Annotated in this window: 19 protein-coding genes; 14 read left to right on the top strand and 5 right to left on the bottom strand. The window is 66.1% G+C overall.

Annotation, left to right across the window (positions count from 1 at the left end; all coding sequences use genetic code 11):
* Nucleotides 1–30: 30 nt before the first annotated feature.
* A complete protein-coding gene (locus ACKAE7_RS10695) occupies nucleotides 31–1,338 on the bottom strand; it encodes an ABC transporter substrate-binding protein (RefSeq protein WP_188810217.1) in 1,308 nt (435 codons plus the stop codon).
* Nucleotides 1,339–1,642: 304 nt separating this feature from the next.
* Here ACKAE7_RS10695 and ACKAE7_RS10690 point away from each other — a divergent pair, with 304 nt between their 5' ends.
* From ACKAE7_RS10690 to ACKAE7_RS10680, 3 genes are read left to right on the top strand one after another with little or no spacing between them, the layout of a single operon-like run.
* A complete protein-coding gene (locus ACKAE7_RS10690; protein WP_408979136.1) occupies nucleotides 1,643–2,542 on the top strand; it encodes a DUF6807 family protein in 900 nt (299 codons plus the stop codon).
* On the top strand, nucleotides 2,539–4,116 hold the full coding sequence (locus tag ACKAE7_RS10685) for a family 43 glycosylhydrolase (RefSeq protein WP_408979135.1): 1,578 nt from the start codon (nucleotides 2,539–2,541) through the stop codon (nucleotides 4,114–4,116). Before ACKAE7_RS10690 ends, ACKAE7_RS10685 begins: the two co-directional genes overlap by 4 nt.
* Before the next feature lie 17 nt (nucleotides 4,117–4,133).
* Nucleotides 4,134–5,150, top strand: coding sequence for a LacI family DNA-binding transcriptional regulator (locus ACKAE7_RS10680; RefSeq protein WP_408979134.1), 1,017 nt, complete (start codon nucleotides 4,134–4,136; stop codon nucleotides 5,148–5,150).
* 26 nt (nucleotides 5,151–5,176) lie between these two features.
* Here the strand turns inward: ACKAE7_RS10680 and ACKAE7_RS10675 are convergent, their stop codons facing one another.
* Entirely contained in the window at nucleotides 5,177–5,881 is a 705-nt protein-coding gene (locus ACKAE7_RS10675; RefSeq protein ID WP_408979133.1) for a FadR/GntR family transcriptional regulator, read from the bottom strand.
* 164 nt (nucleotides 5,882–6,045) lie between these two features.
* Here ACKAE7_RS10675 and ACKAE7_RS10670 point away from each other — a divergent pair, with 164 nt between their 5' ends.
* The 6 genes from ACKAE7_RS10670 (at nucleotide 6,046) to ACKAE7_RS10645 (ending at nucleotide 11,933) form a co-directional block, all read left to right on the top strand.
* Nucleotides 6,046–7,521, top strand: coding sequence for a four-carbon acid sugar kinase family protein (locus tag ACKAE7_RS10670; RefSeq protein ID WP_408979132.1), 1,476 nt, complete (start codon nucleotides 6,046–6,048; stop codon nucleotides 7,519–7,521).
* A gap of 40 nt (nucleotides 7,522–7,561) precedes the next feature.
* Nucleotides 7,562–8,461 (top strand): NAD(P)-dependent oxidoreductase, encoded by a 900-nt coding sequence (locus tag ACKAE7_RS10665; protein ID WP_190612903.1) that lies wholly within the window; start codon nucleotides 7,562–7,564, stop codon nucleotides 8,459–8,461.
* 211 nt (nucleotides 8,462–8,672) lie between these two features.
* The gene (locus ACKAE7_RS10660; protein WP_188810231.1) at nucleotides 8,673–10,091 is read left to right on the top strand and encodes a GntP family transporter; all 1,419 of its coding nucleotides are present in this window, start codon (nucleotides 8,673–8,675) and stop codon (nucleotides 10,089–10,091) included.
* Nucleotides 10,091–10,942 carry a class II fructose-bisphosphate aldolase gene (locus ACKAE7_RS10655; RefSeq protein WP_408979131.1) on the top strand — a complete coding sequence of 284 codons (852 nt, stop codon included), beginning with the start codon at nucleotides 10,091–10,093 and terminating at the stop codon, nucleotides 10,940–10,942. Before ACKAE7_RS10660 ends, ACKAE7_RS10655 begins: the two co-directional genes overlap by 1 nt.
* Before the next feature lie 99 nt (nucleotides 10,943–11,041).
* Nucleotides 11,042–11,446 (top strand): DUF1304 domain-containing protein, encoded by a 405-nt coding sequence (locus tag ACKAE7_RS10650; RefSeq protein WP_408979130.1) that lies wholly within the window; start codon nucleotides 11,042–11,044, stop codon nucleotides 11,444–11,446.
* Between the two features lie 157 nt (nucleotides 11,447–11,603).
* Nucleotides 11,604–11,933 (top strand): GNAT family N-acetyltransferase, encoded by a 330-nt coding sequence (locus ACKAE7_RS10645; RefSeq protein WP_104185583.1) that lies wholly within the window; start codon nucleotides 11,604–11,606, stop codon nucleotides 11,931–11,933.
* 88 nt (nucleotides 11,934–12,021) lie between these two features.
* Here the strand turns inward: ACKAE7_RS10645 and ACKAE7_RS10640 are convergent, their stop codons facing one another.
* Nucleotides 12,022–12,333 carry a hypothetical protein gene (locus ACKAE7_RS10640; protein ID WP_408979129.1) on the bottom strand — a complete coding sequence of 104 codons (312 nt, stop codon included), beginning with the start codon at nucleotides 12,331–12,333 and terminating at the stop codon, nucleotides 12,022–12,024.
* A 195-nt stretch (nucleotides 12,334–12,528) separates the two neighbouring features.
* Complete coding sequence (locus ACKAE7_RS10635) at nucleotides 12,529–12,873, bottom strand: hypothetical protein (RefSeq protein WP_188810239.1); 345 nt, start codon at nucleotides 12,871–12,873, stop codon at nucleotides 12,529–12,531.
* 283 nt (nucleotides 12,874–13,156) lie between these two features.
* Between ACKAE7_RS10635 and ACKAE7_RS10630 the strand changes: the two genes are divergently transcribed.
* From ACKAE7_RS10630 to ACKAE7_RS10610, 5 genes are read left to right on the top strand one after another with little or no spacing between them, the layout of a single operon-like run.
* Complete coding sequence (locus ACKAE7_RS10630; RefSeq protein WP_188810425.1) at nucleotides 13,157–14,758, top strand: pyridoxal-dependent decarboxylase; 1,602 nt, start codon at nucleotides 13,157–13,159, stop codon at nucleotides 14,756–14,758.
* On the top strand, nucleotides 14,755–16,230 hold the full coding sequence (locus ACKAE7_RS10625; RefSeq protein WP_408979128.1) for a lysine N(6)-hydroxylase/L-ornithine N(5)-oxygenase family protein: 1,476 nt from the start codon (nucleotides 14,755–14,757) through the stop codon (nucleotides 16,228–16,230). The genes ACKAE7_RS10630 and ACKAE7_RS10625 overlap by 4 nt, the downstream gene beginning before the upstream one ends.
* Entirely contained in the window at nucleotides 16,227–16,817 is a 591-nt protein-coding gene (locus ACKAE7_RS10620) for a GNAT family N-acetyltransferase (RefSeq protein ID WP_408979127.1), read from the top strand. The genes ACKAE7_RS10625 and ACKAE7_RS10620 overlap by 4 nt, the downstream gene beginning before the upstream one ends.
* Nucleotides 16,814–18,682, top strand: coding sequence for an IucA/IucC family protein (locus tag ACKAE7_RS10615; protein WP_408979126.1), 1,869 nt, complete (start codon nucleotides 16,814–16,816; stop codon nucleotides 18,680–18,682). Before ACKAE7_RS10620 ends, ACKAE7_RS10615 begins: the two co-directional genes overlap by 4 nt.
* A gap of 9 nt (nucleotides 18,683–18,691) precedes the next feature.
* A complete protein-coding gene (locus tag ACKAE7_RS10610) occupies nucleotides 18,692–19,495 on the top strand; it encodes an SDR family oxidoreductase (RefSeq protein ID WP_344672561.1) in 804 nt (267 codons plus the stop codon).
* On the opposite strand, the gene ACKAE7_RS10605 is transcribed toward ACKAE7_RS10610, so the two are convergent.
* The coding region (locus ACKAE7_RS10605) for an FUSC family protein (RefSeq protein ID WP_408979125.1) at nucleotides 19,445–19,933 on the bottom strand (489 nt) is incomplete at its 5' end. The two genes, ACKAE7_RS10610 and ACKAE7_RS10605, sit on opposite strands and share 51 nt — an antisense overlap.

Below are 19,933 nucleotides of genomic sequence, written 5' to 3'. Positions count from 1 at the left end.
TGGATATGGGGATAACTGGACGCGCGCCGGCTACTTGTTGATGGCGGCATTGCTCTTCTCCAGGAAGGTCGTGGCAGCATCAGCGGGGGTGACGCGGCCAAACTCGACTTCCGTTGCCAGCTGCTTGAGGGTGTCCGCCACAACGCTTGCACCCTTGGGGTACACATACGCAGGGGCCAGGTCGTCTTCCTGGATGGCGGCCACCATGTCCACGAAGGCAATGTCGTCCTTGCTGAGTTTTGGCTTGATGGCGTCAGCAACTTCCGGATTGATGGGCACCCCGCGCTGGGTGAGCGTTTCCGCGGCTCCGTCTGCATCGTTGATCAGGAAGTTCAGCAGTTGTGCAGCTTCCTTGGGATGCTTCGACTTGGCAGCAATGGACCAGAGCATGCTGGGATCCGCTGAGTACCCGCGGCGTTCCTCCGTGGTCTCACCGGGCATCCGGAGCAGGACCACGTTGCCGCCGGCAGCCTCGTTGTAGGCCTTGTAGTTGTTGATCGGAATGATCTGCGAGGCAACCGTTCCCTTGGCGAGGTACGACTGGGCGGCTGAGCCGCCGATCTGCTCGAAGAAGCCTGCCGGCGGATAGCCTCCGCTCGTTCGCAGGTCGACGCTGTACTGGAACCACTCCCGGATGGTCTCCTCGCTGACGCCGAGCTTGTTGTCCTTGGTGTAGAAGTCCTCGCCGCGCTGCCTGGCGAACAGGATGGGACCGGTTTCGGTGGCAACGTCGTAACCGGCCCCGTAGACCTTGCCCCCGGTTTTCTGCGTGACTTCGGTGGCAAACTTGGCGTAGTCCTCCCAGCTCCAGGTCTTGTCGTCCGGGATGGTGACGCCGGCCTGGTCCGTAATGGTTTTGTTGACCACCATGCCGATAGTGGTGACGCCCGTGGCCAGGCCGTAGAGCTTGCCATCCACTTCACCCCGACTTTGGATGGTGTCCGGGATGTCCGCCAGGTCGAGTCCCTGCATGGACCTGAGGTCTGCGAGCGTGCCGCGCTGCGCATATTCGAGCAGGCTGCGGTTTGCCATGTTCAGCACGTCCGGAGGATTCCCCCCGGCGAAGCGGGTCGCCAGCTTGTCCGCGTAAGGGCCGCTGTCCTGGTACTCGCTCTTGACGGTGATGCCTGGGTTCTTTTCCTCGAAGATCTTGATTGCCGCGTCGGTCATCTTGGCCCTGGTGGCATCTCCCCAGTAGACGAAGTTCAGCTCCACGTTTCCGCCGCCGGCGGCAGGTGCTGACCCGCCGCCACAGCCGCTCAGGGCCAGCCCCGCGGCGGTGACGGCTGCGCCCAGGACCAGCCTGCGGGAGATGGGGCTGCTGAATGTCTTCTTCATTGAATGACGCCTCTCGGGGTTGCGCTCCACGGTCCGGTGCAGCGGATTGTTGGAATTTGAACAGAAAGTTTCTGAGTGCCAAACGCTCGTAGAACCGCTCTTCGGTGCGGTACCGAAGCAGCAAGGGCGCAGAACTGAAAATCTGAGTAAACGATTTCTAGCAAACATAGGTTGTGACTGTCAACACATATTTTTATGGTGAGTGGCCTTTCCAAAAGAAAGTTTCCGTAGATATTGCCTAACTATTTCTGTTCTGGCTAAGCTGATCCCCACGTTGCGGAAGTGTCATCACCGGAGGTTTTGTTTGGCTACTCACACCATCCCTGCTGCCGGGGGGCGCGTTTCCCGCGGGGGGCATCCCCTCGCTGTCCACAACACGGATCTGCGGCAGCCCGCCACCCTTGCGCCCCGCCCCTATCTCCATCCGGTCCGGTCGCTCGCCGGGACCGTGACCACGCAGTCACTGCCGGTCGACCATCCTCACCACCTGGGTCTGTCCATTGCATTTCCGGACGTCAACGGAACGAACTTTTGGGGTGGGTCCACCTACACGCCCGCCAATGGGCCCGTGCTCCTGGACAACCACGGAGTCCAGCGCCCGCACGGCTGGCAGTCAGCGCCGGACGCCGAATGCGGGGGCGTTTCCTGGCTCTCCCACTCCGGCGGGCACCTCGCAGCGGAGCAACGGCGCATCGAATACCTTCACCACCCCGAACCTGCCAGCTGGTCCCTTTCGCTGTTCTCGGTGATAGTCCCGGCGGAGGGCATACAGCGGCTGGAGGTGTCGTCGTCGGCCGTCAAAGGCAGGAAAGGTGCCGGATACGGCGGCATATTCTGGCGGTTTCCCGAAGTCACCGGCCGGCCGGTGGTTCTTTCCGAGGCGGGACGCGGCGCCGATGCCGCCCACGGCTCGGTGTCACCCTGGCTCTCGGTCAGCATGGTGATCGACGAAGCGCCGGTGTCTGTGCTCCTCGCCCAGGAACCGGACCAGCTGCTTCCCTGGTTCATCAGGGCCGAAGACTACCTTGGCGCAGGCCCGGCAGTTTCATGGACGCAACCGGCCGTGGTGGACCACAACAATCCGCTGAGGCTGGCCCTGCACGCAGTCGTCCATGACGGTGCGGTTACCACGCCCGCCCAGGCCCTCGAGCTTCTCCAGCAGCACCCCTTCGCCAGCCGCAGTTCACCCGACAGGACATCATGACCACCCGCCTTCCCGCCCCCGTCTATCAGAACCCCATCCTCAATGCCGACTGGCCGGACCCTGACGCTGTCCAGGTGGACGGCGTCTATTACCTCATTGCCTCAAGCTTCAACCGCGTCCCCGGACTGCCTGTCCTTCGCTCACGGAACCTGGTGGACTGGGAGCACGCCGGCCACGCACTGTGTGCGCTGCCCCAGGACAGCCACTACTCGCTGGTGCGCCACGGCAGCGGCGTGTGGGCTCCTTCGCTGCGGCACCACGACGGGCGTTTCTGGATTTTCTATCCTGACCCTGACCACGGCATCTTTGTGCTGAGTGCCGAAAAGGCAGAGGGGCCGTGGACCGCTCCCCACCTCTTGTATCCCGGCCGCGGCCTCATCGACCCCTGCCCTTTGTGGGACGACGACGGCCAGGCCTACCTTGTGCACGGCTGGGCCAAGAGCAGGATCGGCGTGAAGAACCGGCTTACGGTCCACCGGATGAGCCTGGATGCAACCAGGCTCCTGGACCGCGGAACCCACGTGATCGACGGAGCGGACCTTCCGGGTTACACAACCCTGGAGGGTCCGAAGTTCTACAAAAGGGAGGGCTGGTACTGGATCTTCGCACCCGCCGGCGGGGTGGCTACAGGCTGGCAGTCGGTGTTCCGGTCCAGGTCCCCGTTCGGGCCATATGAGGAGCGGCGCGTCCTGGAACAGGGGAACACCCAGGTCAATGGTCCGCACCAGGGTGCCTGGGTCACAAGCCCGCGTGGCGAGGACTGGTTCCTGCACTTCCAGGACCGCGGCCCCTATGGCCGCGTGGTCCACCTGCAGCCGATGGGCTGGACCGCGGATGGCTGGCCCTGGATGGGGCACCAGTCTGCCGACGGAGGACCGGGAACACCGGTGCCCACCCACTCCTACCCGGCGGGTACCTTCGCGGACCACGCGGTCCTGCCGGCCAGTGACGACTTCTCCTCGCCCCGCCTGGGACCGCAGTGGCACTGGCAGGCGAATCCCCGGGATGACTGGGCACACCAGTGCGGGGGAGGACACCTGGTTCTCACACCGAAGCCCAATGACCCGGTGAACCTTCGCGAACTCCCCAATGTGCTGGGGCAAGTCCTGCCCGGTACCCCGTCAACCTTCACCACGTCGGTGGAGCTGCAGGATGTGCCGGTGGGGACGCGGGCAGGCGTGGTGGTATTAGGCCGGCAGTACGCGTGGCTGGGTATCGTCAGGACAGAAGATGGATATGTCCTGGGCGACGGAACCGGCGGGGAGGTCCCGCACGAGCAGCGGCTGGGCCGGAAAATGGCGCTGCCGGGGCCGCGCATAGAACTGCAGATCCGTACCGACGGAACCCCCCGGTCCACCTTTGCGTGGCGTTCCGGGCCGGGGAAGCCCTGGGAGGTGCAGGGCTGGAACTTTGAGGTGGTGAAGGGGCAATGGATCGGAGCTGAGCTGGGGATCTTTGCCACGTCACCCCTGGGTTCGGAGGAAGGAGGCAGTGTTATCGTGGGACCCGTGCGCGTGGATGTTGCGCCCGCGCGCCGTCCCACCGCACCGCTCCTCGCCGCCGCAACCACATGACCCCAAGGACCGCCCCTGTGACCGCCACTCCGCGTCCCAAGATAGCTGACGTTGCGGCCGCGGCAGGCGTATCCGTGCCCACGGTATCCAAAGTGCTCAACGGCCGGATCCACGTGTCCGACGCCACCCGCGCCAAGGTCCAGCAGGCGCTCGAAGAGCTTGATTATTCCAAACGGGCGGCTGCTGCCAGCCAGCCCGGCTTCCTGCAGCTGGTGGTCAACAACTTCGATTCACCATGGGTCCTGGAAACCATGGCAGGAGTTGAGGCGGCCGCGGACCGGCTGGGTTATGCCGTGGCCTATGCGCGCGCAGAACATGCCACCGTTGAACGTTGGCGAAAGCTGCGCGAACCCTCGGTGAACCGGCTGGACGGAGTGCTGCTGCTGGCTCCGCGGAAGGGCTCAAGCCTGGTGACCACGTTGCGGACCCTGAAGATTCCCGCCGTCGCAATCGACCCGGAAGGAACCGAAGGGCTGCCAATTCCCAGCGTGAGCCCGGCGTCATTCTCCGGCGCCCTTGCCGCCGTCAGCCACCTGCTGGGCCAGGGCCACCGCCGGATCGCTATCATCACCGGCCGGAAGCACAGCCCCGGACATGGCCGTGCCCGTTACGCCGCCTATGCCGCTGCGCTGCACGAGGCAGGGCTGCCCGTCCTGCCCGAGCTCGTCAAGGACGGCGATTTCAGTATCGAATCCGGCATGCGGCTGGGCGGGGAACTGCTTGACCTGCCAGAGCCGCCCACGGCGATCTTCACGGGCAGTGACCTGCAGGCCCTGGGCGTGATGAACGCGGCCGGGCAGCGCTCGCTGCATGTACCGAAGGATCTGAGCATTGTGGGGTTTGACGACATTGCCCAGGCGGCGTTGACGTCTCCGCCGCTCACCACGGTCCGCCAGCCCCTGGCCCAGCTCGCCTCCATGGCGGTGGGCATGCTCACGGAGCAGCAGGACCTGCCGGGTGCGGCAGTCCCCACGGCCCTGGAAGTTGCCACGGAACTGGTTGTCCGCGGAACCACCGCCCCGCCGGCGCGCTGACGCCCTGATCCCAGGGAAAAGCCGGCTTACTTCGCCTCGAGCACCAGGTTCTTGAGGTCGTCCAGGGTCTGCTGCATGTGGTCATCCATGGCTTGCCGGGACCGCACGGGGTCACGGGATTCCAGCGCCTCGGCGATTTTCTGGTGGTGCCCGATTGCGTGCTCCTGGATTTCCCGGACAGCGGACGTCTGGGTGCGGCGCTTCTGCAGCACCTGGTGCAGCGGTTCGAAAAGGACGGACACAAAGACGTTCTCGGAGGCATGCAGGATCAGGTCGTGGAATGCCAGGTCCGCTTCCACGAAGGCGGCAACATCGTTGACCTCGTGGGCGGCGCGCATGCTGTCCACGTACCTGTGGAGCGTCTGGATATCCTCATCGCGTATCCGCCCGGCCGCCAGTTCGCAGGCGCCTGTTTCCAGCATCCGCCGGAGCTCGATGAGCTGGACCGAGGTCTCTGCCTCGTTCTTCCCCTCCGACGCCGCACGCAAGACCGCCTCAAGCGACGCCCAGCGGTTGAGGGGGTTCACGAACGTGCCGCGCCCGCGTTCAACACTGAGGATCCGCTGTGCCTGCAGTGTTTTCATGGCCTCGCGCACCGTCATCCGGCTGACCTCGTGCCGGGCACTCAGTTCGTGTTCTCCCGGCACGGTGGCGCCGGGCGGGAACTCACCGGTGATGATGCGGTCCAGCAGTTCATCCGCCACCTGGCCCACCAGTGATTGCCTCGCCATTGTGCCCCCGTTGATTCCTTCACTGCATATGTCGGACAAGTCTACTTGCGCGTCTCTATGTGGTGTGCCACACTAATCGAAATGCAAGATGTCTGACATCTTACAGTTACCGGGATCTGCCGCCCCGGATTCATACACCGTATTCATACACAATGGAGTGCACCGTGACGCTTGAAGCAGACGTTCTGGCCGCCTACCCGGCCGAGGTCCGGATTCCCGCCGAACTGGTGGCCAGCACCCTGGCCGCCTCCAATGCGGAGACCCCGCGGGTCCTGGTAGTGCTCGACGACGATCCCACCGGAACCCAGTCGGTTTCGGATTTGCCCGTGCTCACCCAGTGGGAAGTAACGGACTTCATCTGGGCCTTCAGCCAGTCCAAGCCTGCCGTATACGTCCTCACGAACACCCGCAGCCTGGACCCGGCCGAGGCCGCCGCCCGCAACGAGGAAGTGGTCCGCAACGCCCTGGCGGCAGCAGGGTCACCCCAGGAACTGCGCCTCGGGTTTGTCAGCCGCAGCGATTCCACCCTCCGCGGCCACTACCCCCTGGAGCCGGACGTTATCGCCGCAACGGTGGCGGACGTCAGCGGAGAAAAGACCGACGGCGTGGTCCTGGTTCCAGCCTTCCCCGACGCCGGACGGGTCACCATCGGCGGCGTCCACTACATGCGCGGCACGGGCGCGGAGGCCGGCACGCTCACCCCCGTGTCCGAGACGGAATTCGCCAAGGACGCCACCTTCGGCTTCAGCACCTCCGTCATGGCCGACTACGTTGAAGAGAAGTCGCAGGGCCGCTTCGCAGCCGGCTCCGTGATCGTCCTGGACCTGAACATCATCCGCGCCTCCACCGATCCGCAGGCTAGTGCCCATGCCATCGCCGACGCCATTGATGCGGCCACCGATTCCACCCCCATCGTGGCGGACATCGTCACCGAAAACGACCTCCGCGCCCTGTCCCTCGGCCTCGAAGAAGCCGAACGGCGCGGCAAGAAGCTGCTCTACCGCGTGGGCCCCCCGTTCGGTCGTGCCCGGATCGGCCAGGAGATCCGCACCGAACTCAGCGGCGCCGAGGCCTACGCAGGCAACACACCCTCCGAGGCAGGGGGCCTCATCGTCGTCGGCTCCCACGTCGGCGTCACCACCCGCCAGCTCAAGGCACTCACCGACCAGCACAGCGCCGCGCGCATCGTTGAGATCGACGTCGAAAAGCTCCTCGGTGCCCCTGACGACGCCGAAGCGCACCTGGACCGGACCGTGGACACCGTCGTCGAAGCCCTCCGCGGCGGCGACGTCATCGTCCACACCAGCCGCCTGCTGATCAAGGCAGACGACCCCGCCGAAAGCCTGCGGATCGCCCGCACAGTGTCCGCCGCCGTCGTCACCGTGGTCAACCGGACACTCAAGACCTTCCCGCCCCGGTTCGTCATCGCCAAGGGCGGCATCACTTCCTCGGACGTGGCCGCCCACGGCCTTGAGATCCGCCACGCCATTGTCCGCGGCCCCATGCTGCCGGGCATCGTCTCCCTCTGGGAGCCCGTGGATGGCCCCGCCAAGGGCATCCCGTACATCGTCTTCGCCGGCAACGTGGGCGACGACCAGTCCCTCGCTGACGTGACCCGCAAACTCAGCAACACTTTCTAACCACCAGCGCCAGCCCGCAGAAATTTCAATGGAGAACACCATGACCAGCAACTACACCGTCACCGTCCTGGGCCTCGGCGCCATGGGCCTGCCGATGGCCACCCGCCTGGCGTCCCAGCTGACCGTCAACGGCTTCGACATCGCCGAACCCCGCCTGAAGCTCGCCGAAGAAGCCGGCATCGCCACGTTCGCCACCGCCCGCGAGGCCGCCAAGGGCGCTGACGCCGTCCTCCTGGCCGTCCGCAACGGCGAGCAGCTCAATGATGTCCTGTTCGGCCAGAACGGCGTGGCCTCGGTACTGGAGCCGGGCGCCGTCGTCATTCTCGGCAGCACCGTTGGCACCGAAGCCATCCCCGCAACGGTCGCGAAGCTGGCCGAATACGGCGTCGAGCTTGTTGACGCACCGCTGTCCGGCGGCCCGAAGCGCGCCGGCGAAGGCGACCTGCTGATCGTCGTCGGCGCTTCCCCGGAAGCCCGCCAAAAAGCGGCCCCCGCGCTGGAACTGCTGGCCTCAACCCTGACCGTGGTGGGCGACAAGCCCGGCGACGGACAGGCCCTCAAGACCGTCAACCAGCTGCTCTGCGGCGTCCACATTGCCGCTGCCGCAGAAGCCATGGCCCTCGCCGACGCGCTGGGACTGGACCAGGCCAAGACCCTCGCCGCCCTCGAGGCCGGCGCCGCAGGTTCGTTCATGCTCTCCAACCGCGGCCCCCGCATCCTTGAGGCGTACACCGAGGAAGGCGCCGAGGTCCTGTCCCGCCTGGACATCTTCGTCAAGGACATGGGCATCGTGGGCAAGGCTACCCGCGCCGCGGGCCTGGCAGCCCCGGTGGCCGCCGCCGCCGAGCAGCTCTACCTCCTGGGCCAGGCCCAGGGCCTCGCCGCTGCCGACGATTCCGCCGTCATCAAAGTCGTCGCACCCAGCAAGCGCACAAAGTAGCCCCACCTTCCCGGATTTTTTGTCCAGATAAGCCGACCTAAAGGCCTTTTTAGCCTGCATATCTGGACAAAAACTCCCCAAACGTGCGACGGCGGCGGTCCCCCCTCCGCCGTCGTCGCACCCTCCCTGCCGTTCCCCAGCATTCCCCTAGCATTCCCCCAAGAAAAACCACCTCGCCAGTCTTAACTGGCGATGTCAAAGGAGACACACGATGAGCGCATTAGCTCTCCTGGCCATAGCAGCAGCGGGCGTCGCCCTGTTGCTCGTGGCCGTCATCAAGTTCAAAATCCCCGCCTTCCTCGCCCTTCTGGTGGTCAGCGTCGCCGTTGCCCTGGTGGCGGGCATTCCGCTGCCGGACATCATCAAAACCGTCACGGAAGGCATGGGCGGAACCCTTGGGTCCGTGGCCATCCTGGTTGGCCTTGGAGCCATGCTCGGCAAGATGATCGAGATTTCCGGCGGCGCACAGTCGCTGGCGGGCAAGTTCACGCAGCTGCTCGGCCCCCGCCGGGTCATCGCCGCATTGACTGCCGCAGCCTTCCTGCTGGCCATCCCCGTCTTCTTCGACGTCGGATTCATCATCCTGATTCCCATCATCTACGGCTTCGCAAAGGCCGCCGGCGTCAACCCCGTCAAGATCGGCCTTCCGGTGGGCGCCATCATGCTCGCCATCCACGTTGTTGTCCCGCCGCACCCCGGCGTGGTGGGCGGCGCCGGCATCCTCGGCGCGGATATCGGCTGGACCACCATCCTGGGCCTCGTACTGTGCGTTCCCGTCGGCGTCCTGGGCTACTTCGTTGCCCGCAGGCTGAACCGCCGCGATTTCTCCATGCTTCCCGCCACCGCCGAGCAGTTCCGCCTCTTTGGCACCGGCACGTCCCAGGTTGAACAGGAAGCCGCCCAGGGGACCTCCTCCGTGGCTGTCAGGAACCAGGTGAAGACGGCCCCCAGCCCGGCCATGATCATCACGCTCATCGTCCTGCCCATCCTGATGATCATGGTTGGCACCGTCGGCGCGGTCGTCCTGCCCAAGGACTCCTTCCCCGCCCAGCTCGCCGCCTTCGTTGGCGCCCCGCTGATCGCCCTGCTCACGGCCCTCGGCCTGGCGTACTACTTCCTGGGAATCCGCCGCGGCTGGTCCTCCCAGCACACCGGTGAAGTCATGGACTCAGCCTTGGCTCCCACCGCCATCGTCATCCTTGTCACCGGTGCGGGCGGCGTCTTCGGCAAGGTCCTCACGGTCTCCGGCATCGGCAAGGCCCTCGCCGAAGGGCTGCAGACCGCAGGCCTTCCGGTCATCGTTATGGCGTTCATCCTCGCCGCCATCCTGCGCGCTTCCCAGGGTTCCGCCACCGTTGCGATCATCACCACCTCCGGCCTGCTGGCAGCCTCCGTTGCCGACGGCGGGTTCTCACCCATCCAGACGGCCCTGATCCTGATTGCCATCGGGTTCGGCGCGTTCGGACTCAGCCACGTCAACGACTCCGGCTTCTGGATCGTGACCCGGTACCTGGGGCTGTCCGTGGCTGACGGCCTGAAGACCTGGACCGTGCTCACCACCATCCTGGGCCTGGCCGGTTTCGCGCTGACCTTCCTGGCCTGGATCCTCGTGGGAGGCCTGGGCGTCTGATGCGCACCCGACTCGACCACCTGGTCACCTCAGCCCTCCAGCGAGGCTCCGCCGTCCCGGCCTTCACCTGCTACGACTTCACCACGGCCATGGCAGTGGTGGCCGCAGCGGAGGAGGCAGGCCGCGGCGCCATCCTGCTGGTGGCTCCCAAGACTGCCGCAAAGCCCAACGGCCTGCGCCTCATCGGAGCCCTCCGTGGCCTCGCTGATGCTGCATCCGTGCCCGTGTCTGTGCAGCTTGACCACGCAACGGACCTTCAGGTGATGGCCGACGCCGTCGCGGCAGGGGCGGACTCCGTCCTCGCCGACGGCTCCGCGCTGCCTTACGAGGACAACATCGCGCTGGTCCGTGGTGCCCGGGCGTTGCTGGGCCCGGACGTTGTGCTTGAAGCCGAGCTTGGCGGCCTCGCCGGAGACGAGGACCGCGCCTTTGGTGCGGACCAGTCCGGTGTGGCCGTGGCCGGGCTGACGGATTCGGCGCTGGTGGAGGACTTTGTGTCCCGGACCGGCGCGGAACTGCTCGCTGTGGCGGTGGGGAACGTGCATGGCAAGTACAAGGGGGAGCCGCAGCTGCGCTGGGACGTCCTGCAGGACATCGCGGTGCGGACCCACATTCCGCTGGTGCTGCATGGTGCCTCGGGGATTCCCGCGGAGGAGCTGGTTAAGGCAGCGGCCATGAATGTTGGCAAGGTCAACTTCAACACCGAGCTCCGCACCGGGGTGCTGGCCACGCTGCAGGACCAGTTGCCGGGGCACCGGTCCGACGGCGAAAACCTCCAGGGGCTCCTGGGCCACTGGAACAGCTCGGCCCGCACCTTCGCTGCCAAAACGCTGGCGACGCTCACGCGCTGACGTTCACTCGGGTTTTTGTCCAGCTGTGCAGGGTTGAACCCGCCTGAGGCCTGCATACGTGGACAAAAACTCCGGGAGAGGGAGGCTAGGATCAAACCCATGATCCTGGCCTCCCTCTTTTTTGCCCTCCTGGCTGGTGCCCTCCACGTCTATATCTTCACCATGGAGTCCGTCACCTGGACCAGTCCGGCCACCTGGAAGCGCTTCGGTGTGGCCACCCAGGCCGACGCGGAGACCACCAGGCCACTTGCCTATAACCAGGGTTTCTATAATTTGTTCCTGGCGTTGGGAGCTTTTGTGGGAGCAGGGTTCGTGGCGCTGGCACCGGAGGACCCGGTCCTTGCAACGGCAGGCTGGACCCTAATCTTCAGTTGCTGCGGCTCCATGCTGCTGGCCGCGCTTGTCCTGGCCCTGACCGGCAGGAAGTACCTCCGCGCTGCCGCAACCCAGGGGGCCACACCGCTGCTCGCCGTCGTGCTGGGGGCGGCTGCACTCGCTGTCTAATACCCGACGGGCCCTCCCGGACCACTCCCTAACCTGCGCCCATGGCGTTCCCGCGCGGGGGTGCGGCGCCCCTTCCGCCCGGACGGCTCCACGGCCATTAAATGACAGCGGGGGAAGAGGCATTGCCAGCCGAGTGAAGTAGTGCCACTGTCGAACCATGACCGAGAACATGACGTCCACCGAAGACCAGTTCAGCCCTGACGTTTCACTGGCACGCAACGATGCAGACCACCGGTATGAGCTGCGGGTGGACGGGAAACTGGCTGTGCAGACCTTCTTCAAGGACAAGCCCGGACACATCGACTTCAGCCACACGGAAACCACAGAGGGCTTCGAAGGCCAGGGCCTGGGAAAGGTGCTGGCCCACTTCGCGCTCGACGACGTTGTGGCCACCGGCAAACGGATCATTCCCCATTGCCCCTTCATCGCAGCCTACTTACGGAAGCATGAGGGGTACGAACAGTTCGTTGACTGGCCGGACAGCTGATCCGCGGACTGCACGGGCAGCCTTCTGAGCAGTTGCCCACACCGGACGTGCCGGCAAAAGATCCTGCCGCGGCTTGCTGGGGCAGCAGTCAGCTGGCCAGGGCGTGCCCGCTGAGGACGGGTGCGTCGATGGTGAAACCACAAGCGCACCGGTAGGTCTCCACGTGCTCGGACACCGGGCCGGTACCCAGCGGGCCCACTGTGGTTCCGTCCACGTGGACGGGCAGCCGGACAGGCATTTCTTCCGGATCCACCCGCTGCATCGGAGCACGGCAATGCATGCGGGAGCTAAGCGTGAGCAGCAGCCCCATGTCCGCGGGCGCGGTGGCGTCCAGCGGAATATCTGCCCGTACGCCGGTCACGTCGGGCGCCGTAAGCTGGTGGTCTGCAACGGTGGTCATGATGGGTCATCCTTGGGCTTCTTCACGGAACCGCCGGCGTTGGCAGCCCCGCCGCGAACTGCTTGCGGAGGTTCATTTACCCCAATACCTAAGCATGCTTACTAATATCCGGGCAAATCCGCGTGTGGTCCAGTGCATCCTGCTGCCGCTCGGTGCGCCCGGACTGGCGGGTCCCGCCGGTTGTGAATGCGCCCCTTAGTGACGCCGGCGCTGCCACTGCAGCGCATGCCAGAACAACAGGCAGATCAGCGCCGCAAGGCCTGCGAAAATCGCGTAGGGGGCAAAGGTGAAAACAAGGAAAGATGTTGGCATTCCTCCCGCGGAGGGGCCCACCATGGCGTTCGCGTTGAGGAACACCCAGGCGCCGCCGCCGATGAGGGCGATCGTGAGGATCCACAGGGCGGCAATGAAGGGATTGATGGCCAGGCTGCGGCCCCTGCCATAGTCTTCCTCGCTCGTATCGGTGGCTTCACCCCGGACGGGGTTGCCGTCCCGGTCCACTTCCCTGAAGCCGATTGCGCCTGCTGGTCCCTGCTCCATGCTTCCCCCTGATTGCCGCGCAGCCCGGTCCGGCCGCCCCTGTGCCAAGCCTAGGCCCGGTGGGTCATGCCCGTCTTGTCATGCGACCGGACCGACGGCAGGCAATTTTGCAGCAGATTTACCCCTCGCCGCCAGTCAATGGCGGCTCCAGAGGTGCAAAATACGGCGCAGTCCCACATTTTGGGGAAATACATCATAGAAGTTTGATTAAAAGGGTTGCCTAAGTAAGGCTGTCCTTTGTTATTTTCCGTGATTCCCGACAGAAGGACGACCAGTGCCGCTGATGCCCCGCCTTGACGAGACAGATTTGGATAAGCCAGCCAACCCCGCGGCAGGACCGGGCCCACTGGCGCCGGGCCAGGACTTTGGCTCCCGCGTTGAACTGGCCCTGGCCGCCACAAACCACCTCCTCAACGCCCGCAACGCACCCCGCTATGTCGCCCAGGTGCTGCAGGGCGTCACGGCCGTGGCCACCAAACTGGAGCGGACCGCCCAGCCGTTCACCGGCGTCGACCCTGCCGGCATGAAGGCCCGGGTAGGCGCCGTAGACCTGGACGCCCCGCTGCCGGATACGGCAGCCGCGCTGCAGGAACTCGAGGACGTGTACCTGCGCGATGCCATCTACTTCCACGATCCCAAGTACGCGGCGCACCTGAACTGCCCCGTGGTGATTCCGGCCCTGGTGGGGGAGGCTGTCCTGTCGGCGGTGAATTCCTCCCTGGACACGTGGGACCAAAGTGCCGGTGCCACCATGATCGAGCGCCGGCTCATCGACTGGGCGGCCGAACGGCTGCACCTCGGCGGCGGTGCGGACGGCATCTTCACCTCCGGCGGCAGCCAGTCCAACCTCCAGGCACTGCTGATCGCCCGCAACCACGCAGTGGCCGGCCTCCGGCAGGACCCGGCACGCGCGGGCCTCCGCCTGCCGGCGCTGCTGGACTCCCTGCGGATCTTCACCTCGGCGGACAGCCACTTCAGCATCCAAAAGTCGGCCGCCATGCTGGGCCTGGGGTTCGACGCCGTCATTTCCGTGCGGTGCACGCCTGACCACCGGATGGATCCCGCGGCCCTCGCCGAGGCAATGGCGGACGCACGCGGCGCCGGCCTGGTTCCCATGGCAGTGGTGGCCACCGCCGGAACCACGGACTTCGGCGCGGTGGACCCGCTCACGGAAACCGCCGCCCTCGCCAGGGCATACGGTGCGTGGTTCCACATCGACGCCGCCTACGGGGGCGGGCTGATGGTCTCCGGCCGGTACCGCCGCCTCCTCGACGGAACGCGGCTGGCGGACTCGGTCACCGTGGACTTCCATAAGACCTTCTTCCAGCCGGTCAGTTCCAGCGCGCTGCTGGTTCGGGACCGGGCCATGCTGCGCCACATCACCTACTACGCGGATTACCTGAATCCGGAAAGCGCGGCCCTGGCCGAGATCCCCAACCAGGTGGACAAAAGCATCCAGACCACCCGCCGGTTCGACGCCCTGAAACTCTGGCTCACCCTGCGGATCATGGGAGCGGACGCCATTGGCGCCCTGTTTGACGAAGCCATCGACCTGGCCGCCCGCGTGGGCTCGCTCCTCGCTGCCGACGACGACTTTGACCTGGCCGCACCGCCGCAGCTCAGCACCCTCGTGTTCCGCTACCGGCCGCGCCTGGAAAGCGGGGAGCGGCTGTCCGAGGACGCTGCCGATGCCCTCAACCCGGCCATCCGCGCCGCCGTCTTCGCCTCCGGAGAGGCGGTTGTGGCGGGAACAAAGGTAGGTGGCCGCCACTACCTGAAATTCACCCTGCTCAACGCAGAAGCCACGCTGGAGGACATCGCCGGAATCATCGGGCTCCTCCGCACCACCGGCGCCGGACTGCTGCAGAGCGAGGTATCCGCATGAGCACCACCTACAAGCGAAAGGCAGGCAACGGCAGGATCCATGACTTCGCGGCGATCGGCGTCGGGCCCTTCAACCTGGGCCTCGCGGCACTGGCCGCGCCGGTGGAAGGCCTAGACGGCATCTTCGTGGAACGGCGGGACTCCTTTGACTGGCACCCCGGAATGATGCTGGAACCGGCCCACCTCCAGGTGCCCTTCATGGCGGACCTGGTCACCCTGGCGGACCCCACCTCGCCCTACTCCTTCTTGAACTTCCTTAAGCAGACCGGGCGGCTGTACCGCTTCTACATCCGCGAAAACTTCTACCCGCTGCGGGCCGAATACAACCAGTACTGCCAGTGGGTTGCCGGGCAGCTGCCCGCCGTCCGTTTTGGCACGGCTGTGCTGGATGTGGCGTACGACGACGGCGTGTACCGGCTGGCCGTCTCCGGTCCGGGCGGGCAGGAGGTGCTGTACGCGCGGCGGCTGGTGCTGGGCACCGGCACCTCTCCCTACGTACCGGAGGCCGCCGCGGGCATCATTGCGGAGGCTGCCGCGGGCAGCGGGGGAGTGGCTTTCCACAACGCCGACTATCTGGCCCGCAAGTCGGAACTGCAGGGGAAACGCAGCATCACCGTCCTGGGCAGCGGCCAGAGCGCGGCGGAGATCTACTATGACCTTTTGCAGGAGGCGGACGCCCACGGCTACCGGTTGGACTGGGTCACCCGCTCCGGCCGGTTCTTTCCCCTGGAGTACACCAAGCTGACCCTGGAAATGACGTCCCCGGAATATGTTGACTACTTCCACGGCCTGCCGGAGCACCAGCGCGACCACCTGAACAAGACCCAGAAGAATCTCTACAAGGGCATCAACTCGGAGCTGATCGACGCCATCTACGACCTCCTCTACACCAGGAGCATCTCCGGCATGGTGGATACGCGGCTGCTGACCCATTCGTCCCTGACCGCCGCCCAGTGGAACCCCGCGGCAGGAAACCACACGCTGCACCTGAGGCACGACGAACAGGGCAGCTCCTACACCCTGGACACCGACGCCGTGGTGCTCGCCACGGGATACGGCTACCGGGAGCCGGGATTCCTGGCAGGCGTGCGGGACCGCATCGCCCGGGACAGTGCCGGCAGGTTCGCGGTGGACCGGAACTACAGCACCGGCGTCCAGCCCGGGGAAATCTTCGTCCAGAACGCCGAACTGCACACCCATGGCTTCGCCACCCCGGACCTGGGGATGGGCGCATACCGCAACTCCTGCATCCTGCGGGAAATCACCGGCCGGGAGGTGTACCCGGTGGAGGAGAGCATCGCCTTCCAGCAGTTCGGGGCACCCGCGGACCCGGCAGCCCGCGGCGTGGGGCATCCCCCCAGCCGACCCGGGAACACCGCAGTTTCCGGCACCGCAGTTTCCGGCACGGCAGTTTCCGGCACGGCAGTTTCCGGCACCGCAGCCGCTGGCATCGGGGCGGGGGTGCCTGCATGAGGTTCTCGTTCCGCTGCCTCGATGCCGCAGCCGACGCCGCACTCCTGCACAGCTGGGTGGCCCGGCCCTACGCCTCGTTTTGGGGCATGCTCTCCGCCACCGTGGAAGACGTGGCCCTGGAGTACGCAAAGATCCAGTCCAGCGGCCACCACCACGCCCTGCTGGGGCTCGACCGCGGCACGCCCGCTTTCCTGATGGAGGAATACCAGCCGGCCTTCTCGCCGCTGGCAGCCGTTTATCCCGTCCTGCCCGGTGACGTGGGGATGCACCTGCTGGTGGCGCCGCCGTCGGAAGGTCCTGAACCCGGCTACACCGCAGCGGTGATGGATGCCGTCCTGGCCCGCCTGTTCAGCGTGCCCGGGGTGGAGCGCATCGTGGTGGAACCGGATGCGCGGAACACCAAAATCCATGCCCTCAACGAACGGCTGGGCTTCCGGCCTGCAGGCGTGGTGCCCCTTCCGGACAAGGAAGCGCTGTTGAGCTTCTGCTGCAGGTCCGACTACCTCGCCGCCCGCACCGCCCTGCAGGGCACCACCTTTTCCGCCATCCCGTCCCGCCCGCTGATCCCCCAGGGAGCATCACTGTGACCATCCAGCTCGAACCAACCACCACCCCCGCCGCCCAGCCAGCCGCCCCCGTCCCGCACCTCACGGCAGAGGCCTGGGCCAGGGCGAACCGGCACCTGTTGCGCAAGGCGCTCGCCGAGTATTCCCACGAGCGGATCCTCGTCCCCGAACCGGTGAACGGACGCGGCAGCTACCGGCTTGCCAGCGGCGACGGCACGCACCAGTACCACTTCGACGCCCGGCTCCTGGAACTGGAGCACTGGTCCATCGACGCTGATTCCATCAGGCATTTCCGGGACGGCACCGAAGCGCCGCTGGACGTGCTGGAGTTCGTCACCGCGTTCCATGAAACCCTTGGCATCAACATCCAGATGCTGCCCGTCTACCTGGAGGAGATTAGCAGCACCCTGGCAAGCCAGGCGTACAAGCAATGGGCTGGCCAGCCGTCGTCGGCCGAACTGGCGGCCGGCATCACCGGCGGGCGCAACCCGGCGGCAGACTTCCAGGCCATCGAGCGCAGCATGACGGAAGGCCACCCATGCTTCGTTGCCAACAACGGGCGCCTGGGCTTCGGCATCAGCGACTACCACGCCTTCGCCCCGGAAACCGGCGCCCCGGTCCTGCTGAAATGGATCGCCGTGCACCGGAGCAGCGCCGTCTTCACCTCCGCCGAAGGACTGGACTACCGGGCCCACCTGGACGCCGAACTTGGCCCCCTCCTGGGCACCTTCCACGCCCGGCTCCACGCGATGGGCCTGGACCCGGACCTGTACTTCCTGATGCCGGTCCACCCATGGCAGTGGGAAAACAAACTGGCTGTCACCTTCGCCGCGGAGATTGCCCTGCAACGCATTGTGCAGGTGGGAACCGGGACTGACAGCTACCAGGCACAGCAGTCCATCCGCACGTTCTTCAATGTCACTGTGCCGGAGCGGACCTACGTCAAGACCGCAATGTCAGTGCTCAACATGGGCTTCATGCGCGGCCTGTCGCCGCAGTACATGAAAGCCACGCCGGCCATCAACGAGTGGCTGCGGAACCTGATCGAGGCGGACGGCGCGCTGCAGCGGCGCGGCTTCACCATGATCGGCGAGGTGGCAGCCATCGGCTATCACAACGGTTACTACGAGGCCGGGTCCGCGCCCGGGTCCCCCTACCGCAAGATGCTCTCCGCACTCTGGCGCGAAAGCCCGCTGCCGCTTCTGGCGGACGGACAGCAACTGGCCACCATGGCCTCGCTCCTGCACACCGACTCCGCCGGCACGCCCATGGCGGCAGCCCTGGTGGCGCGCTCCGGCCTCAGACCGGAGGAGTGGCTGCGCCGCTACTTCGAGGCCTACCTCGTTCCGCTGGTCCACTGCCTCTACCGGTACGAACTGGCCTTCATGCCGCACGGCGAAAACGTGATCCTGGTGCTTGAGGACGGAGTCCCCGTCAGGGCAATCATGAAGGACATTGCCGAGGAGATCGTGGTGATGGGGGACAGGGTGGACCTCCCCGGGGACGTCTCCCGGATCAAGGTGGACATCCCGGACGGCGAGAGGGTCCTGGCCATCTTCACGGATGTCTTCGACTGCATCTTCCGCTTCCTGGCTGCCCTCCTGGAAGAGGAGGGCATCCTGCCCCAGGAGGGCTTCTGGCGGACGGCCGCGGAGGCCATCAAGGACTACCAGGCCCGGCATCCCGAACTCGCAGCCCAGTTCGCCCGCCATGACCTTTTCGCGGCGGACTTCGAACTGTCCTGCCTCAACCGGCTCCAGCTCCGCAACAACCAGCAGATGCTGGACCTCACCGACCCCTCCGGAGGGCTCCAGATGGCCGGCCGGCTGGCCAACCCCCTTGCCAGGTTCCGCGCAACGCAGGCCACGGAGGAGGGATCTGGCTAGGCTTTCCCCATGACCCCAGAAACTTCCGATGTAACAGCCAGGACCACCGCCCTTATCACCGGAGCCAGTGCCGGGCTGGGAGCCGAGTTCGCCCGGCAGCTCGCCTCGCAGGGCCACAACGTGGTGCTGGTGGCACGGAACCGGGCCCGCCTCGAGGAATCCGCGGCGGAGCTGGAGCGGCATTACGGGGTCACGGCTGAAGTACTCCCGGCGGACCTGGCGTCCGACGACGGCGTGGCAGCCGTCGTCGGACGCCTGTCCGATCCGCAGCGGCCGGTGGAAATCCTGGTGAACAACGCCGGGATCGGGTTGCTGCACAACTTCGAGGACAACCCCATCTCGGAGGAGAAAAAGCACCTGAAGCTGCACGGGGAAACGGCCATGGAGCTGACCCACGCAGCCTTGAAGGGGATGCTGGAGCGCCGCTCCGGCCGGATCATCAACGTGGCCAGCATTGCGGCCTTCCTCCCGCGGGGAACGTACTCTGCTGCCAAGGCCTGGCTGGTGAGTTTCAGCAGGTGGGCGAACCTCGCGTACGGCAGGCAGGGCATCAAGGTCACTGCCGTCTGCCCAGGCTTCACCCACACGGAGTTCCACGACCGGATGGGGATGGACAAGTCCGTGGCGCCGTCGTGGGCCTGGTTGCACGCCGGGCGGGTGGTGCGTGAGGGCCTGGCGGACAACGCGCGGGGCAGGGCAGTTTCCATCCCGTCCAGGCGATACAAGGTGGTGGCGGCCGTGGCACGGATCGCACCGGCAAGGCTAGTGGCGGGGCCTGCGCGGAAGCCGAAGGATGCGCGCACGCCCCAGTAGGGCGGCCGGCGTCCGGGTCCCCGCCCGCCGGACAGCCACCACTACTGCGATCCCCACAAGCGCCCCTACCAGGGTCTCCACGCCGCGCTCCAGGATCAGGACCGCGGGATCAATGGGGTGGGCAAGCTGTGTCATCAGCAGGATCACGGGCGTAAAGGAAACCATGGCCAGGCCGTAGTGGCGGGTCATGAAGAGCTCGGTGGTGAACTGGAAGAGGATCACCAGGAGGGCCAGCACCACGGCCTGCCCGCCGGGGAAGAGGCCCGCCAGGGACCACGGAACGGGAAGGATGACGACGGCGGTCATCGCCAGCCCCAGGAACGTTCCCACGATGCGGTGGATGCCGCGCCGGACGCTGCTGGGGAGGTCAGCGCCCGCGAGCGGCACAGCAGCGGCCGCCATCGCCCAGTGCGGATGGCCGCTGCCGGTCAGGACGCC

This window comes from Pseudarthrobacter sp. NKDBFgelt (assembly GCF_046097905.1).
GTDB lineage: Bacteria > Actinomycetota > Actinomycetes > Actinomycetales > Micrococcaceae > Arthrobacter > Arthrobacter polychromogenes.
Note: the sequence above shows the minus strand (reverse complement) of the source record. Positions and strands in the feature narration are given on the sequence as shown.

Coding starts and splice junctions, on each gene's coding strand:
- ACKAE7_RS10610 (WP_344672561.1), top strand. CDS start 18,692: ATGACCCCAGAAACTTCCGATGTAACAGCCAGGACCACCGCCCTTATC.
- ACKAE7_RS10685 (WP_408979135.1), top strand. CDS start 2,539: ATGACCACCCGCCTTCCCGCCCCCGTCTATCAGAACCCCATCCTCAAT.
- ACKAE7_RS10695 (WP_188810217.1), bottom strand. CDS start 1,338: ATGAAGAAGACATTCAGCAGCCCCATCTCCCGCAGGCTGGTCCTGGGC.
- ACKAE7_RS10675 (WP_408979133.1), bottom strand. CDS start 5,881: ATGGCGAGGCAATCACTGGTGGGCCAGGTGGCGGATGAACTGCTGGAC.
- ACKAE7_RS10620 (WP_408979127.1), top strand. CDS start 16,227: ATGAGGTTCTCGTTCCGCTGCCTCGATGCCGCAGCCGACGCCGCACTC.
- ACKAE7_RS10635 (WP_188810239.1), bottom strand. CDS start 12,873: ATGGAGCAGGGACCAGCAGGCGCAATCGGCTTCAGGGAAGTGGACCGG.
- ACKAE7_RS10655 (WP_408979131.1), top strand. CDS start 10,091: ATGCGCACCCGACTCGACCACCTGGTCACCTCAGCCCTCCAGCGAGGC.
- ACKAE7_RS10630 (WP_188810425.1), top strand. CDS start 13,157: ATGCCCCGCCTTGACGAGACAGATTTGGATAAGCCAGCCAACCCCGCG.
- ACKAE7_RS10665 (WP_190612903.1), top strand. CDS start 7,562: ATGACCAGCAACTACACCGTCACCGTCCTGGGCCTCGGCGCCATGGGC.
- ACKAE7_RS10625 (WP_408979128.1), top strand. CDS start 14,755: ATGAGCACCACCTACAAGCGAAAGGCAGGCAACGGCAGGATCCATGAC.
- ACKAE7_RS10640 (WP_408979129.1), bottom strand. CDS start 12,333: ATGACCACCGTTGCAGACCACCAGCTTACGGCGCCCGACGTGACCGGC.
- ACKAE7_RS10650 (WP_408979130.1), top strand. CDS start 11,042: ATGATCCTGGCCTCCCTCTTTTTTGCCCTCCTGGCTGGTGCCCTCCAC.
- ACKAE7_RS10660 (WP_188810231.1), top strand. CDS start 8,673: ATGAGCGCATTAGCTCTCCTGGCCATAGCAGCAGCGGGCGTCGCCCTG.
- ACKAE7_RS10645 (WP_104185583.1), top strand. CDS start 11,604: ATGACCGAGAACATGACGTCCACCGAAGACCAGTTCAGCCCTGACGTT.